Source organism: Streptomyces sp. NPDC000880, assembly GCF_053599675.1.
On record NZ_JBSFMS010000004.1, the window covers coordinates 73,465 to 86,079 of the forward strand.

General features: G+C 69.3%; 14 protein-coding genes and 1 pseudogene. 8 read left to right on the plus strand and 7 right to left on the minus strand.

Going from position 1 to position 12,615, the window contains the following annotated elements; all coding sequences use genetic code 11:
• Window positions 1-34 precede the first annotated feature (34 nt).
• From ACWDO5_RS02510 to ACWDO5_RS02520, 3 genes and pseudogenes are all read left to right on the plus strand, one after another.
• Entirely contained in the window at window positions 35-367 is a 333-nt protein-coding gene (locus ACWDO5_RS02510; RefSeq protein WP_450527794.1) for a DUF5996 family protein, read from the plus strand.
• Between the two features lie 419 nt (window positions 368-786).
• Window positions 787-1,344 carry a GNAT family N-acetyltransferase gene (locus ACWDO5_RS02515; protein WP_450527722.1) on the plus strand — a complete coding sequence of 186 codons (558 nt, stop codon included), beginning with the start codon at window positions 787-789 and terminating at the stop codon, window positions 1,342-1,344.
• A gap of 159 nt (window positions 1,345-1,503) precedes the next feature.
• Window positions 1,504-1,878, plus strand: a pseudogene (locus ACWDO5_RS02520) (transposase); the annotation flags it as partial.
• A 349-nt stretch (window positions 1,879-2,227) separates the two neighbouring features.
• On the opposite strand, the gene ACWDO5_RS02525 reads toward ACWDO5_RS02520, so the two are convergent.
• Window positions 2,228-2,581, minus strand: a complete 354-nt coding sequence (locus ACWDO5_RS02525) for a GNAT family N-acetyltransferase (protein ID WP_450527723.1) — start codon at window positions 2,579-2,581, stop codon at window positions 2,228-2,230.
• A 384-nt stretch (window positions 2,582-2,965) separates the two neighbouring features.
• Here ACWDO5_RS02525 and ACWDO5_RS02530 point away from each other — a divergent pair, with 384 nt between their 5' ends.
• The 3 genes from ACWDO5_RS02530 (at window position 2,966) to ACWDO5_RS02540 (ending at window position 5,426) form a co-directional block, all read left to right on the plus strand.
• On the plus strand, window positions 2,966-4,147 hold the full coding sequence (locus tag ACWDO5_RS02530) for an alpha/beta hydrolase family protein (protein WP_450527725.1): 1,182 nt from the start codon (window positions 2,966-2,968) through the stop codon (window positions 4,145-4,147).
• Between the two features lie 429 nt (window positions 4,148-4,576).
• Window positions 4,577-4,882 carry a hypothetical protein gene (locus ACWDO5_RS02535; protein WP_450527726.1) on the plus strand — a complete coding sequence of 102 codons (306 nt, stop codon included), beginning with the start codon at window positions 4,577-4,579 and terminating at the stop codon, window positions 4,880-4,882.
• Between the two features lie 115 nt (window positions 4,883-4,997).
• Window positions 4,998-5,426 (plus strand): SgcJ/EcaC family oxidoreductase, encoded by a 429-nt coding sequence (locus tag ACWDO5_RS02540; protein ID WP_450527728.1) that lies wholly within the window; start codon window positions 4,998-5,000, stop codon window positions 5,424-5,426.
• Between the two features lie 24 nt (window positions 5,427-5,450).
• On the opposite strand, the gene ACWDO5_RS02545 is transcribed toward ACWDO5_RS02540, so the two are convergent.
• The 3 genes from ACWDO5_RS02545 to ACWDO5_RS02555 form a co-directional block, all read right to left on the minus strand.
• On the minus strand, window positions 5,451-6,419 hold the full coding sequence (locus tag ACWDO5_RS02545; protein ID WP_450527730.1) for a sigma-70 family RNA polymerase sigma factor: 969 nt from the start codon (window positions 6,417-6,419) through the stop codon (window positions 5,451-5,453).
• Window positions 6,420-6,484: 65 nt separating this feature from the next.
• Window positions 6,485-6,790: a hypothetical protein gene (locus ACWDO5_RS02550; RefSeq protein ID WP_450527732.1), complete on the minus strand. Its 306-nt coding sequence runs from the start codon at window positions 6,788-6,790 to the stop codon at window positions 6,485-6,487.
• Window positions 6,751-6,954, minus strand: coding sequence for a hypothetical protein (locus ACWDO5_RS02555; RefSeq protein ID WP_450527733.1), 204 nt, complete (start codon window positions 6,952-6,954; stop codon window positions 6,751-6,753). The genes ACWDO5_RS02550 and ACWDO5_RS02555 overlap by 40 nt, the downstream gene beginning before the upstream one ends.
• A gap of 134 nt (window positions 6,955-7,088) precedes the next feature.
• Between ACWDO5_RS02555 and ACWDO5_RS02560 the strand changes: the two genes are divergently transcribed.
• Both ACWDO5_RS02560 and ACWDO5_RS02565 read left to right on the plus strand, forming a co-directional pair.
• The gene (locus ACWDO5_RS02560) at window positions 7,089-7,445 is read left to right on the plus strand and encodes a hypothetical protein (RefSeq protein ID WP_450527735.1); all 357 of its coding nucleotides are present in this window, start codon (window positions 7,089-7,091) and stop codon (window positions 7,443-7,445) included.
• Between the two features lie 576 nt (window positions 7,446-8,021).
• Complete coding sequence (locus ACWDO5_RS02565) at window positions 8,022-8,834, plus strand: COG4705 family protein (protein ID WP_450527736.1); 813 nt, start codon at window positions 8,022-8,024, stop codon at window positions 8,832-8,834.
• On the opposite strand, the gene ACWDO5_RS02570 is transcribed toward ACWDO5_RS02565, so the two are convergent.
• The 3 genes from ACWDO5_RS02570 to ACWDO5_RS02580 all read right to left on the minus strand — a co-directional run bounded on the left by ACWDO5_RS02570 (window position 8,815) and on the right by ACWDO5_RS02580 (window position 12,531).
• Window positions 8,815-10,167: an ATP-binding protein gene (locus ACWDO5_RS02570; protein WP_450527738.1), complete on the minus strand. Its 1,353-nt coding sequence runs from the start codon at window positions 10,165-10,167 to the stop codon at window positions 8,815-8,817. The two genes, ACWDO5_RS02565 and ACWDO5_RS02570, sit on opposite strands and share 20 nt — an antisense overlap.
• Window positions 10,164-10,835 carry a response regulator transcription factor gene (locus tag ACWDO5_RS02575; RefSeq protein ID WP_450527739.1) on the minus strand — a complete coding sequence of 224 codons (672 nt, stop codon included), beginning with the start codon at window positions 10,833-10,835 and terminating at the stop codon, window positions 10,164-10,166. Before ACWDO5_RS02575 ends, ACWDO5_RS02570 begins: the two co-directional genes overlap by 4 nt.
• Window positions 10,836-11,202: 367 nt before the next feature.
• A complete protein-coding gene (locus ACWDO5_RS02580) occupies window positions 11,203-12,531 on the minus strand; it encodes a class I SAM-dependent RNA methyltransferase (protein ID WP_450527741.1) in 1,329 nt (442 codons plus the stop codon).
• Window positions 12,532-12,615 lie beyond the last annotated feature (84 nt).

Below are 12,615 nucleotides of genomic sequence, written 5' to 3' on the forward strand. Positions count from 1 at the left end.
ATACCGCTACCGATTCGCGCAAGTCGTCGGCAAAATCCGCCTCCCCGCACGTGCACGGCGCAATCACTGGTGGAACGTTCCGTTCCACCTCACCGGACGCGGCACGACCACACGTCCGATGCGACAGATAGACGGCAACCCGGTCTTCACGATCGACTTCGACTTCGTCGACCATGTGGTCGTCACGAACTTGGACGGCAGAGCGATATCCCTGCCTCGAAATTTCGCCCGATCTGGAGATCCGGCTCGACGCGGCGCGCAAGGGGCTGGGCGACGCGGAGCGGGAACTCGCGGCGAGCAGCCTGCGGGCGCCCGTCTATCGGATCGCCAACGCCGCGTCGAAGCTCGCGTCCGAGATCTACCTTGAAACGGACAACGAACGAGCCCGTGGGCTGCTCGAACTGGCCCTGCGGTTATACGAGTCCGCCAACTGGAACGGCCGCTTCGAGCCGTCGATCGAGTCCTGCCGGCGCAATCTCGCCCAACTCCTCGCCGCCGTACCCCGGCAGGCCGCCGCCCCCGAGCCCGTCGAGGTGCCGGTCTCCGCGGCCGCCGACCTGGCCGACGACGGAACAGGAAGTACCGCCGGGCTGGGACCGGTTGCTCGCCGAATGGCGGGCCGGGCAGCCGGGCGACACGACAGTCGAGGAGTTGATCGAGGACCTCGGCGCGCACATCGCGGCTCGAACTTGGCATGTTCGGCAACCTTGAAGTGCCAGGTCACATGCTGTCTCAGGGGTTGGCGAAAGTCTGGACCTCGCGCGCTGCAGCGTGATCGAATAGCGGATGACATCGTTCTGGACTGGCAAACGGGTACGCCTGCGCGGTATCGAGCCCGACGACTGGACCGCGTTCATGCGCTTCGCCGAGGACGAGGAGCGGTTGGGAGACCTGCTGCACCCGCCCCGTTCCGCCGAGGGCTACCGTGCCTGGGCGAAGGAGCAGGCCGCTGCCAAGTCCGATGGCGACTGCTTCCAGTTGGCAATCGAAGCCGTCGACACGGGGGAAATAGTCGGTGCTGTCGGCTCGCACCACGTTGATCCACGTGCGGGCTGGTTCGAGTACGGCGTCACGATGGGCGCTGATCATCGGCGCAATGGCTACGCGGCAGAAGCCGTGGTGATGCTGCTGCGCTTCATGTTCGCCGAGCGGCGCTTTCATAAGTGCGGAGCGCGGATCTTCGCACACAACGAGGCATCGATGGCACTTCAACGTCGGCTCGGTTTCATCGAGGAAGGTCGCCTCCGCGATCACGTGTTCTTCGCCGGTCGGCACCACGATCTCGTCATGATGGGCATGCTCGCTGACGAGTTCGCCCAACTGCACTCGATGAGCGAACTGTGAGCTTTTCACCTAGGTCCCGTGTCGAACGCGACTCGAACTTGATCAGCGTTTTCGCAGTTCAGCGAACGTGAGGGCGGCCCTCGTCTGATCGTGTGCTCCGTCACAGAGGCAGAGGAACAGTACGAAGGTTGTGGTCGTGAGTTCGAGTATCAGGGCGTCCTGCGGGATGCGTTCGCGGAAGTGTCATGGTTCCGGACGGAGCTGTACGCGTGTCTGACCGCACGGGGTGATGCGCTGTTCGAGTTGCGCGACGCGTTGTTGTGCACGGACGGCCCGGTGAGGACGCTGGTCGATCTCGCGCTTGCGCCGGAACACCGCTGTGGGCATGGGGCCCTCTACGGCGGCCTGGACCGGTCCTTTTGCCACACGTTCGGCCGGGGTGAGCGCAAGCACCAGATGGTCCCGGGCTTGCCGTACTCGATCGTGGCCGCGCTGGAGACCGGCCGAACGTCGTGGACGGCGGTGCTGGATGCAGTTGGCCTGGAGCCCGGCGCGGATGTCGCTGCGGTGACCACGGTCCAAATCCGCGAGGTTCGTCGAGCAACTCGTCGCCACCCTCACCGCCTGGCGGAACTCCACCCACCTGCTGCCCTGGCAGGTCCGCAACGCCGCCATCGACAAGAGCAGCTCCTCGCGGTGAAGGACGGGATCAACACGATGCTCGAACAGGTCGACCTCACCGACGACGAGCGCGAAGCGCTCGAAGGCGACCGAGAAGCGATCACCGCTCTTACCCAGCGCCTCGCTGATATCCCCACCCCGGCCGGACCTACCCCCAGGGAGCTCGGAACCACCGACGCCTTCATCCCCCTCACCCAGCTCCTGGGCACCATCACGCCCGAGAGGGAGACACCCACGGAATGACGCACCTCTGGCGGACGGCTCAGATGTCGCGGATGTACCAGTCGAATCGGGTCCCGTCCGCATCAGGCAGCTGCTTGGTGTAGGTGAAGCCCGACCGCCGCGCGACCGCTGCCGACCCAGGGTTCTCCGGGTTCACCTGGATCACTGCTTGAGTCGTTCCTTCGGCTGTGGCGTACCGGCAGACCAGGTTGACCGCGCGTGTGGCCAGGCCCTGGCCGCGCCAGGCCGGGTAGAGCCCGTAGGCAGTGTTGACCTGCCCGGGGGGCGACGCCCGGCATCTCAAACCGCAGGTCGATCGTGCCGGCCAGAGTGGACTGGGCACCGACCCGTACTCCGAAGGCACGCAACGGCCCACCGGTAACCACTGCTCCATGCACAGGCGGAAGTACGCCTCGGTGCCGGCCCGGGTTCCTGGCCCCCCGGTTCAGCCAGCGCGCCAGCAGTTCGTCCTCGCCCGCCAGGTGCGCGTCAGCGTCATCCACGTGCCGTGCTTCCAGCTGGCCACGACCCCAGACCCAATGGCATACGCCCCCTTGGCTGTTAGAGGACGCGTAGCACGTATCCCTGACAGCCCCACAGAAAGGTCACAACCCTGTCTCGATTCTCAATAACTTGCCCGTTGAGATCCTCGGCCGACTCCGGCTTCGGGGGAGAGACCCGAGGACATCAATCGAGCGTCACGGCACCTCGCCCCCGACGCCCGGCTGCGCGTGTCTCCCCTGAGACGGCAGACCCAGCGCGGGAGCCAGCTGGGTGCATGAGACGTCCGTCGGCGTCCCGATCGACGCCCGCCGGCCCGTCGCGCCCGTACCGGATGCTGACCCGCGGCGAAGCCCAGGCTCTGCGCGCGGCGCTGTCCGCCCGCTTCCTGATCGCCACCAAGCACGTCCGCTCGGGGATAATGGGCCGCATGCGATTGCGGCGGATCATGGCAGGTGTCGCCGGGCTGGTACTGGTGGCCGCAGTCGGTTGCACGGGGGGCGACGACGTCGACGCTGCGCGCACAATCGCGCCGACGTCGACCAGAGCCGAGGCCCAGGACCCCAGCGGGACGCCCACCCCGACGCCGGCCAACCCGGTGTCGATCCCAGGCCTGATCGAGCGCAAGCATCAGGGCTCGAACCTCCGGCTCGGCGACGTGCTCGACCGGACCGACACCTACACGCGGTACGCGATGACGTATGAGGCCAACGGGTTGACGATCTCGGGAATCGTGAACATCCCCGAGGGTGAGGGGCCCTTCCCGGCCCTGGTGCTGGCCCACGGGTACATCGACCCGGCCGTCTACACCACCGGCCGCGGGCTTATGCGGGAACAAGACCTCCTGGCCCGCAACGGCTACGTGGTCCTGCACACCGACTACCGCAACCACGCCGGCTCCGACGACGACCGCGACAACGACGTCAACCTCCGCCTCGGGTACACCGAGGACGTCATCGGCGCTGTTCTGGCTCTGCGCTCGTCCGGTCGTCCGGAGATCGACGGCGACCGGATCGGCCTGCTCGGACGGTCGATGGGCGGCGGCGTCGTGTACAACACGCTGGTGGTGGCACCCGGCCTGGTCGACGCTGCCGTGGTATTCGCACCGGTGAGCTCGCGTCCGGCCGAGAACATCGACCGCTTCCAGCGCAGTGAGGGCGACCCGGGCGTCGCCGAGATCGACGCCGCGCACGGGACACCCCAGGAGAACCCGACGTTCTGGGAGGAAGTCGCGCCCATCACGTACGTCGACCGGGTGACCGAGCCATTGCTGATCCACCACGGCACCGTCGACGAATCGTGTCCCATCGCCTGGTCGGAGCAGACCGCCGCCGCGTTCGAGGCGGCGGGCAAGGACGTCGAACTCCTGGTGTACGACGGCGAGGGTCACGCGTTCGGGCCGCGGTGGCCGGCCTCGATGGACGCGACAATGGCCTTCTTCGACCAGCACCTCCGCTGAGCAAACCAGAGCCGAGCCACGTCCCGACCATGACGTGGCGCCACCTTGGCTGCACCGACGACAGCGCGGTGTGCCGGGTTCCGTCCCGACACGACGCCGCCTCACAGGGCCGGTTTCGCCCCCGGTACCCACGCAAAGCCGAAGCCGTACGCTTGGTCGATGAGTTGCTGATTCGACAGCCACGGCTGTGCGGTGAACCAGCGGGCCTCGCGCCGGAGGTCGAGACCGTCCCGGCCCGGCGCCAGTAGAGCGATCGCGCAAGCGGTGGCTCCGGCCGGGGAGTCGTCGAGGTGGATTCTTCGCGGGTGGCTGATTCAGGTGGGTTCGTGGTGCGGCCGGTGTCTGATCGGGTGGTGGTCGCGTTGAGTGGGTGTGACGAAGTCTTCCCGGTCCGCGAGGCCACGGACGGTGCGTCCGCGCATGGAGTGCGTGGTCAGTTCCGTGGTGGAGAAGCGTCTGGGCGCTCTGCCTGTCGCTGCCGGGCTCTGCGACCAGCGGCTGCACACGCCCTTCTTCGACAACCGGGTGATCCGCGCCGCCAGCCTGCTCCCGGCGGACGTCCGGCTGCAGCCCGGCGCCCAGCACGCCCTGCTGCGCGGTGCTCGCCAGCGCCGGGCCGGCTGGACGGCCTGGCGGACCTGGTCGCGGTCGAGCTGTGGCTGCGCCGCTTCGAGGCGAGGCGGGTGGCAACTGATGGACGGGCCTGCCGATGCCGCAGCGGCGCGGTTCGCCTGAAATCCGCGTTCCCGGTGCGATGAGTTCCGGCAGTCGGCTCGGTATGTACTCGTGGGCCCGTCGACTCGTGGGCCCGTCGAAGGGCCCGCGAACGCAGACCGACGAGGAGCAGACCATGACCACCGACCAGGCCATGACCATCAACGAGTCCCGAGAGGCCGACGAGGCCTCCATCCACGCCGTGCTGGCGGGCGTCTACCAGGCGTGGGACGCCGGCGACGCCGATGCCTTCGTCGCGGAGTACACCGAGGACGCCAGCGCGATCCTGCCCGGCAGCTACCGCGGCAGCCGGGAGGAGATCCGCCAGACCATGGCCGGCGGCTTCGCCAGCTACCTGAAGGGCTCGACGACCACCAACCGGATCGACCAGCTCCGCTTCCTCGGCGCCGACGCCGCCGTCGTGGTCAGCGAGACCGGCATCCTCTTCCCCGGCGAGACCGAGGTGCCCGCCAACCGCATCGCCAACGCGACCTGGGTGCTCGAGCGGCGCGACCGCGGTTGGCTGGTCGCGGCGTACCACAACAGCCCGGCCAACGCGGGCTGATCAGCGTCCTCGGGTTGGCGCCCCTCAGTCCTGAAGCTGGGGCGTCAACCCGAATGCCGCGAACACCTCGGCGTCCTGGAACACCGAGTTACGACTGATCCCCTCCACCGTGACGGTGAACACCTGCAGCGTGTGCACCTCGTACGCCCCACTCGCCCCGCGCACGTAGGCGGCAACCGCCGACTGCCCGTTCGCCGACACTGGCAGCACCCGCCAGTCGGTGCCGCCCTTGGCGAAGACCCACTCCATGAACTGCCCGTAGGCCTCCCGGCCGACGAACCAGTTGACCATCGGCGGCATCTCCATCAGCACGTCGTCGGTCAGCAGCCGCTTGATCGCGGCCACATCGGCCTTCAGGAACGCCTCCACGTACCGGTCGACCATCGCACGCCGCTCCGCCTCGGGCGGCTCCTCGATCCGCGCCTCGGACACCCCGGCCTCGCTGAGCCGGGCGCGGGCCCGCTGCAGCGCGCTGTTCACGGCTGCCGTCGTGGTGTCGAGGATCTGCGCGGTCTCGGCAGCCGAGAACTCGAGCACCTCACGCAGGATCAGCGCCGCACGCTGGCGGGCCGAGAGCACCTGCATCGCGGCGACGAAGGCGAGCCGCAGGCTGCCCCGGGCGACCAGCGCCGCCGCGGGATCGGCATGCGAGATCCGCGCGTCCGGGAACGGTTGCAGCCAGGTGATGTCCGCGCCGAACACCAGCGGCCGGGTGGGATCGCTCGGTTCGACCAGGCCGGACGGCAGCGGTCGGCGGCTGCGGCCGTCCAGCGCGGTCAGGCACGCGTTCGTCGCGATCCGGTACAGCCAGGTCCGGACCGAGGCCTTGCCCTCGTCGTACTGCTCCCGCGCGCGCCAGGCCCGCAGATAGGTCTCCTGGACCAAGTCCTCGGCATCGTGCACCGAGCCGAGCATCCGGTAGCAGTGAGCGAGGAGTTCCGACCGGTAGGGGTCGATTCGCCGGCCGAACTCCTGCGTCGTCGCGCCTGCCAACCCCGCACCCCTCTCGGTGAACCTGACTGAGCCGACCCTAGCTCCCTACTTCGCCGGTCGTCCGTTCAGGCCTCTGGCCAGCGGGGATGTGTTGGCTCCATGCCCAGGAGGTCGATGAGGTGGAGCTGGACGCCTCGGCTGATGACGATGGTGGGCGGGTCGGTGACGCTGCCGACCCGCAGCCGCAGGCCGGAGAGATGGTAGAGGATCATCCGGCCAGTGGGCCGCACCGCTTGGTTGCCCGGATACAGGCCCCGCATCTTCTGTTCGGGTCCCAGGGCCCGGCGGACCTGACGCTCGATCAGGCAGAACACAAGCAGGGCCAGGCAGATCACTGCCACCAGAGCGGCCACCCGCTTGTTGTCCTGCACGAAGACAGGGGTGACGGCCAAGGGCCCTTGAAGTCGCCGTAGCGGCGCTCGACGGCGCCCTGGCCCTTGTGACGCCGCAGTACCTCGGCGGCGTCGGCCTGTTCGGGGGTGAGGGTGGTCAGCAGCGCGTACCAGCCGTCGACGGCCGCCTCGGCCCGGAGCACCTCCTGGACGCACCGTCCGTGGCCCCGGGGACCGGGAAGACTTCGTCACACCCACTCAACGCGACCACCACCCGATCAGACACCGGCCGCACCACGAACCCACCTGAATCAGCCACCCGCGAAGTACGGAGCTAGTGCCTCAGCCTGCCCTGGAGCAGCGCCGGGCTCTCGCTCTGGCCTGCGTCGAGGCCATCGACTGGTTCCACAGCGCCGGGCTCGTGATCGGGGACATCTACCAGGCCAACGTGCTGTGGTCCCTCACGCCGGAACCCGCCGTCCATTTCCTGGACTGCGACGGCTTCCGCCGGGTGGGGCGCGGAGCGGTCCAGGCCCAGGCCGGTACCCCCGACTGGAACGATCCGCTCACGCCGTCCACCGAGGCGACCGTGGACACGGACGCGTTTAGACGGCCCTTGTGGCGGGGCGACTCCTCGCCCAGGACCCGTATATCTTTCCGGGCCAGGAGCTGCGGCTCGTCGCCGGCTGCCTGAACGACCGCCAGGACGCGGCGGTACGGAAGCTCTTCTCCCAGGCCGAGGGCGAGCGCGGAACCCGGCCCCGCCCGAGCGAGTGGCGGACCGCGCTGAGCGACCGCGGCACCATCACCCTCACCGCGGCCACGCCCCGGCCCCGGCCCGCCGTCGACCGCACGGTTCTGGACGGAGTACGCAACCGGACACCGATCAGCCTGCGCGTACCCGAACATAGAGAGACACCCTGTGCACGGCGCCTGTCGCGCCCGAACGCCCGGCAAGGCGAGCGAAGCCGTCCTCGGCGAGAACAGCGGGGCACACTCGTGGGTCCCGCTTGCGGGCAGTCCGGGGGCGGATCGTACGGGCCCGACGGGTCCCCGGGTATCCCCCGGGCGTCAGCCCACCGTCACGACTGCCCCGTCCGCAGCAGCCCGGCCACGCGGGACGCGATGCTCTTCGGGGGTCGTACAGCCGCGCAAGGGTCGCCGATAGCGCCGACCCCAACCATCCGCGACCCGGGGCTGATCCTCGCGGCAGGTGCGTGCTCGCGGCAGTCAGGAAGCGTTCAGGAAAGCCATGCCAGCCTGCCGCGTTATGACAACCAACACGCACGTCGCCGGGTCCCACTCCCGGCACCGGCAGATGTGGAACAAGGTCCCCGAAGTCACCCTGTACTTCTGGGTGATCAAAGTCCTGTGCACCACGGTGGGCGAGACCGCGGCCGATCTGCTCAACGCCAACCTCGGTCTGGGCCTGACCAACACCTCCTACGTGATGGGCGGCCTGCTGGCCATCACGCTGATCTTCCAGTTCCGGGCGCGCTCCTATTTGCCGGGCCTGTACTGGCTTGCCGTGGTCCTGATCAGCGTGGTCGGCACGCTGATCACGGACAACCTCACTGACAACGTCGGAGTTCCGCTGGAGACGACGACGGCGGTGTTCGCCGTGGCCCTCGCCCTCACCTTCGCCGCCTGGTACCTGAGCGAGCGGACCCTGTCGATCCACACCATCCACACCAGCCGCCGGGAAGCGTTCTACTGGCTCGCGATCCTGTTCACGTTCGCCCTGGGCACCGCGGCCGGTGACCTCGCCGCCGAGCGGCTGAACCTGGGGTACTGGCTCTCCGCCCTCATCTTCGCCGTCCTCATCGCCGCCGTGGCGATCGCGCACTACACCCTGGAATTCAACGCGGTGTGGTCGTTCTGGATCGCCTATGTACTGACCCGGCCGCTCGGCGCCTCGCTCGGTGACTACCTGTCCCAGCCGCAGGCCGACGGCGGGCTGGGCCTGGGCACGGTCGTTACCAGCCTCCTGTTCCTGGCGGTCATTCTCGCCCTGGTCGTCTATCTGGCCCGCACGAAGCGCGACGTGGCGCCGGCCATGGACCTCAGCCCGCGGGAAGATTGACAGCAAAGCGTGCGCCGGGGCCCGCGCCGGACAGCGTGATGTCGCCGCCGGCGGCGCGGGCAAGGCGCCGGGAAAGAGCCAGCCCGAGTCCCGCACCGTCGTGCCCGTCCTCGGGATGCGCGCGACGGCCCGGCTCGAAGAGCGACTCGAGGAACTGTTCGGGCACCCCCGGCCCGTCGTCGCTGACATACACCGTGAGCCTGCCGGCCTCTGCCATGCATTCGATGGTGATCGCATGCACGGCGTAGCGTCGGGCGTTGTCCAGCAGGGGCGTCAGGATGCGTTCGACGGCCTCCTCCGAGACTCCGATGTTCACCGCGTCGCCCTCGACCGTCACGGCCGGAGCACCGGGGTGTTCGGCCGCGCTGTGCTTCGCCATCCTCTGCGCGAGGTCGGGGAACCGGCAGCGTCCGGGAACCTGGGAGCCGCGCGTGCGGGCTTCCGAGAGGAGAGAGTCGCAAATCTGCTGCATCGTCGCCGCAGCACTCGCGATGGCCTCGTGGGAGGCGTGCTGCTCTTCGGCGCTGCGTGGTCGTCGCGTCAGCCAGTCGGTTTCCGCGGTGATCCGGGCCAGAGGGGTGCGCAGTTCGTGGGACAACTCCGCGGTCTGCTGCTGCTCGCGGCGCAGCACCGCGGCCAGCCGGTCCAGTAGGGCGTCGAGACTGGCGGCGAACGAGGCGAGTTCGGCCGGCCGGCCCTTTGCTCCAAAGCGTTCAGGGGCGTCCGCTTCGCTCCACCGTGCCGCCTGGGCGCTCATGGCAGTGACAGGACGCAGGGCTCGCCGCACCACGAGCCGGGTCAGGAGATAGATGGTGCCCAGCAGCAGCACGGCCAGCACGACGGATCCGACAAGAGCGGTGTCGGCGGTGCTGCGGTAGGGGTCCAGGCTCACGGACGTCACGACCGTGCCCGCGTGTCCGCTCCCGCCGGTGGCATCGATGGGGAAGGCGTAGAGCCGCGGCGCGCCGGGCCCGGTGGTGTCGGCGAAGACGTCGCGGTGTCCTGCCAGCAGATCCGCCTGCTGTTGCAGTGCGGCGGGCGTACCGGAGGGCTTTTCGATCAAACGGGTGCCCTGGTAGATCCACACGCCGGAATCCAGGGCCTGGTCCTCTGCGGGTTCCCGGACGGCGAGCCGGCCGTCCGGCCGGGCCTCCACGGTGGCTGCGACCGCCTCCGCCCGCGTACGCAACACCTCATCGGCCTGCTCGTGCAGCCGCTTGTCCAGGGCCAGATTGAACACCGTCGTCAAGGCCGCTATCCACAGGGCACTGGTGGCCAGGGCCATCATCGCGAGACGGCCGCGCAGCGTGCGGGCGGTGAGGCGGCGTTTCATGCGAAGCGGTACCCGATGCCGCGGACGGTACGGATGCCGTGCGGGCTGTTCGCCTCGCGCAGCTTGCGCCGCAACCGCGCCAGGTACTGGTCCAGGGTGTTGTCGCTGACCTGTGCGCCCTCCGGCCAGCCCGCCCGCAGCAGGGCTCGGCGGCGGATCACGGCTCCGGGGCCGGCCATCAGGCAGGCGAGGAGACGGAACTCGGTAGGCGTCAAGGAGACGGCGTGGCCGTGCACGGTCAGCTCGTGCCGGACCGGGTCCAGACGCAGCGCGCTGGTGCTGTCGGTGACGATGCTGTGGGTGCCGGCGCGGTGCAGGATCGCCCGCAGTCGCGCCGCCAGTTCACTGAGGTGGAAGGGCTTCGCGAGGTAGTCGTCTCCGCCGGAGGCGAAGCCGGAGAGCCGGTCGGTGAGGTTGCCGTGGGCCGTCAGGAAGATCACTGGGACGGTGATGCCGGCACCGCGCATCGCCTGGCACACATCCCGCCCGTCCGAGTCCGGCAGCCCGACATCGAGCACGACTGCGTCGACATTCGCGTCGACGGTGCGCAGGGCCGTCGCCCCGTCGACGGCCGTCGCGACATCGAAGTCTTCGTCGCGCAGGCCCCGGACCAGGACGTCACGCAGGCCGTGGTCGTCCTCGACAACCAGAATGCGGGCAGCGGTCACCCCGCCAGTATCACCCGCGCCGCCCCGAGCCTCGTGCCCCTCCGCCGGGCGGAGCGAGCGCGTTCAGGTTGCAGTCAGGTTCAACAACCTGGTGCTGGACTGTATCGCCGGTCCGTGCCGCCCGGCAGCGGCCGGACACCTGCGACCGGCTGGACCGCGGCCGGGAGGCGTCACTCCTCCAGCGATGCGATCCGGCGCAATACTGACCGAGCGCCTATGACGAAAGCAGCACACCTTCCATCACCCGGCGGCGTGCGCGGCGTCCTCGTACACGACCTCTTGATCTGGGTGCCCCGGGCCCTCATCGGGCAGTCTCGGTGGAAGCACGGGACCAACGCATATAACGCACTCTCGGAAAAACCGCAGGTCAGACGTCCTCGCGGATCGGCTCCAGGACCGCCACGCACTCCACATGATGGGTCATCGGGAAGAGATCGAACGCCCGCAGCGTGCGCGGCCGGTAGCCCCCCTCGCGGAAGTACGCCAGGTCCCGCGCGAGCGCCGCCGGGTCGCAGGCCACGTACGCGATGCGCCGCGCGCCCAGGGCCGCGAGTTGCTTCACCGTCTGCCTACCCGCCCCCGCGCGCGGCGGGTCGAGCACGATCAGGTCCGCCTCGGTGATCCGGGTGCGCGGCAGGACCTGTTCGACCTTGCCCTGTTCGATGCGTACGCGCTCCAGGTCCTGCAGGTTGTGCCGAGCGTCCTCGACCGCGCGCTTGGAGGACTCGATGCCGAGCACCGCGCCCTTCTCGCCGACGCGTTCGGCAATCGCGCCCGCGAACAGGCCCACACCGCAGTACAGATCGAGCGCCGTCTCGCCCTTGCGCGGCATCAGGCCCTGCATCACGGCCTTGACCAGGATGTCGGCGGCCTGCGGATGCACCTGCCAGAAGCCGCCCATGCCGACGCGGTACGTACGCTCGTCGGCCCGCTCCCGTACGAAGGCCCGGCCGTGCACCCGGTGCACCCCGCCGTCGCGTTCGTCCACCCGCAGCACCGAGACCGGCTTGTCGAGCTCGACCAGCGGCAGCCGGCCGCCCGGGCGCGGGGTGAGGATGACCTGGCGGTCGCTCGAACCGGTCGCCGCGATCGCCTCGACCGACGCCATCTGCGCCCATTCGCGCTTCTCGATGCCCAGTTCGCTCACCCCTGGAGCGGCGATCATGCAGTGCTCGACCGGCTCGACGTCGTGCGAACGGTGCTTGCGCAACCCCGCCCGGCCGTCGGCGTCGACGGCGTACTGCACGCGCGTGCGCCACGCGGGCACCTCGCCCGCGGGCAGCTTGTCGCCCGGCGCCGGCATGACGGTGCCGTCCCAGCCGGCCTCCTCGGGCGTGAGACCCGCGAGCCTCTGCAGCTGTTCGGCGATCACCTCGCCCTTGAACCGCCGCTGCGCGCCCGGCTTGGCGTGCTGCCAGTCGCAGCCACCGCACTTGCCCGGCCCGGAGTACGGACAGGGAGCCTCGACGCGGTCCTTGGACGCCTCGATGATCCGTATGGCGTCGGCGCGCAGAAAGCGGGAGTCCTCATCGCCCTCGGTGACGCGGGCCACGATCTTCTCGCCCGGCAGCGTGTGCCGTACGAACAGCACCCGCCCCTCCTCGGTGCGGGCGATGCAGTGGCCGCCGTGCGCGACGGGGCCGACCTCGACCTCGTACTCTTCCCCGACCAGCGAAGACTCGGATGCGTTCTGCATGGTGGGGTAACTCCAGAAGATCAAGGGGTGCAACGGGAAAAGGCCGGACGGCCAGCCCACCAGTCTACGTGCGTGTCATCCGGC

What these genes read in the sequence shown, in the direction of transcription:
- ACWDO5_RS02515 (WP_450527722.1), top strand. Translation starts at nt 787, where the DNA reads ATGACATCGTTCTGGACTGGCAAACGGGTACGCCTGCGCGGTATCGAG.
- ACWDO5_RS02525 (WP_450527723.1), bottom strand. Translation starts at nt 2,581, where the DNA reads ATGGAGCAGTGGTTACCGGTGGGCCGTTGCGTGCCTTCGGAGTACGGG.
- ACWDO5_RS02530 (WP_450527725.1), top strand. Translation starts at nt 2,966, where the DNA reads ATGAGACGTCCGTCGGCGTCCCGATCGACGCCCGCCGGCCCGTCGCGC.
- ACWDO5_RS02540 (WP_450527728.1), top strand. Translation starts at nt 4,998, where the DNA reads ATGACCACCGACCAGGCCATGACCATCAACGAGTCCCGAGAGGCCGAC.
- ACWDO5_RS02565 (WP_450527736.1), top strand. Translation starts at nt 8,022, where the DNA reads ATGACAACCAACACGCACGTCGCCGGGTCCCACTCCCGGCACCGGCAG.
- ACWDO5_RS02570 (WP_450527738.1), bottom strand. Translation starts at nt 10,167, where the DNA reads ATGAAACGCCGCCTCACCGCCCGCACGCTGCGCGGCCGTCTCGCGATG.
- ACWDO5_RS02580 (WP_450527741.1), bottom strand. Translation starts at nt 12,531, where the DNA reads ATGCAGAACGCATCCGAGTCTTCGCTGGTCGGGGAAGAGTACGAGGTC.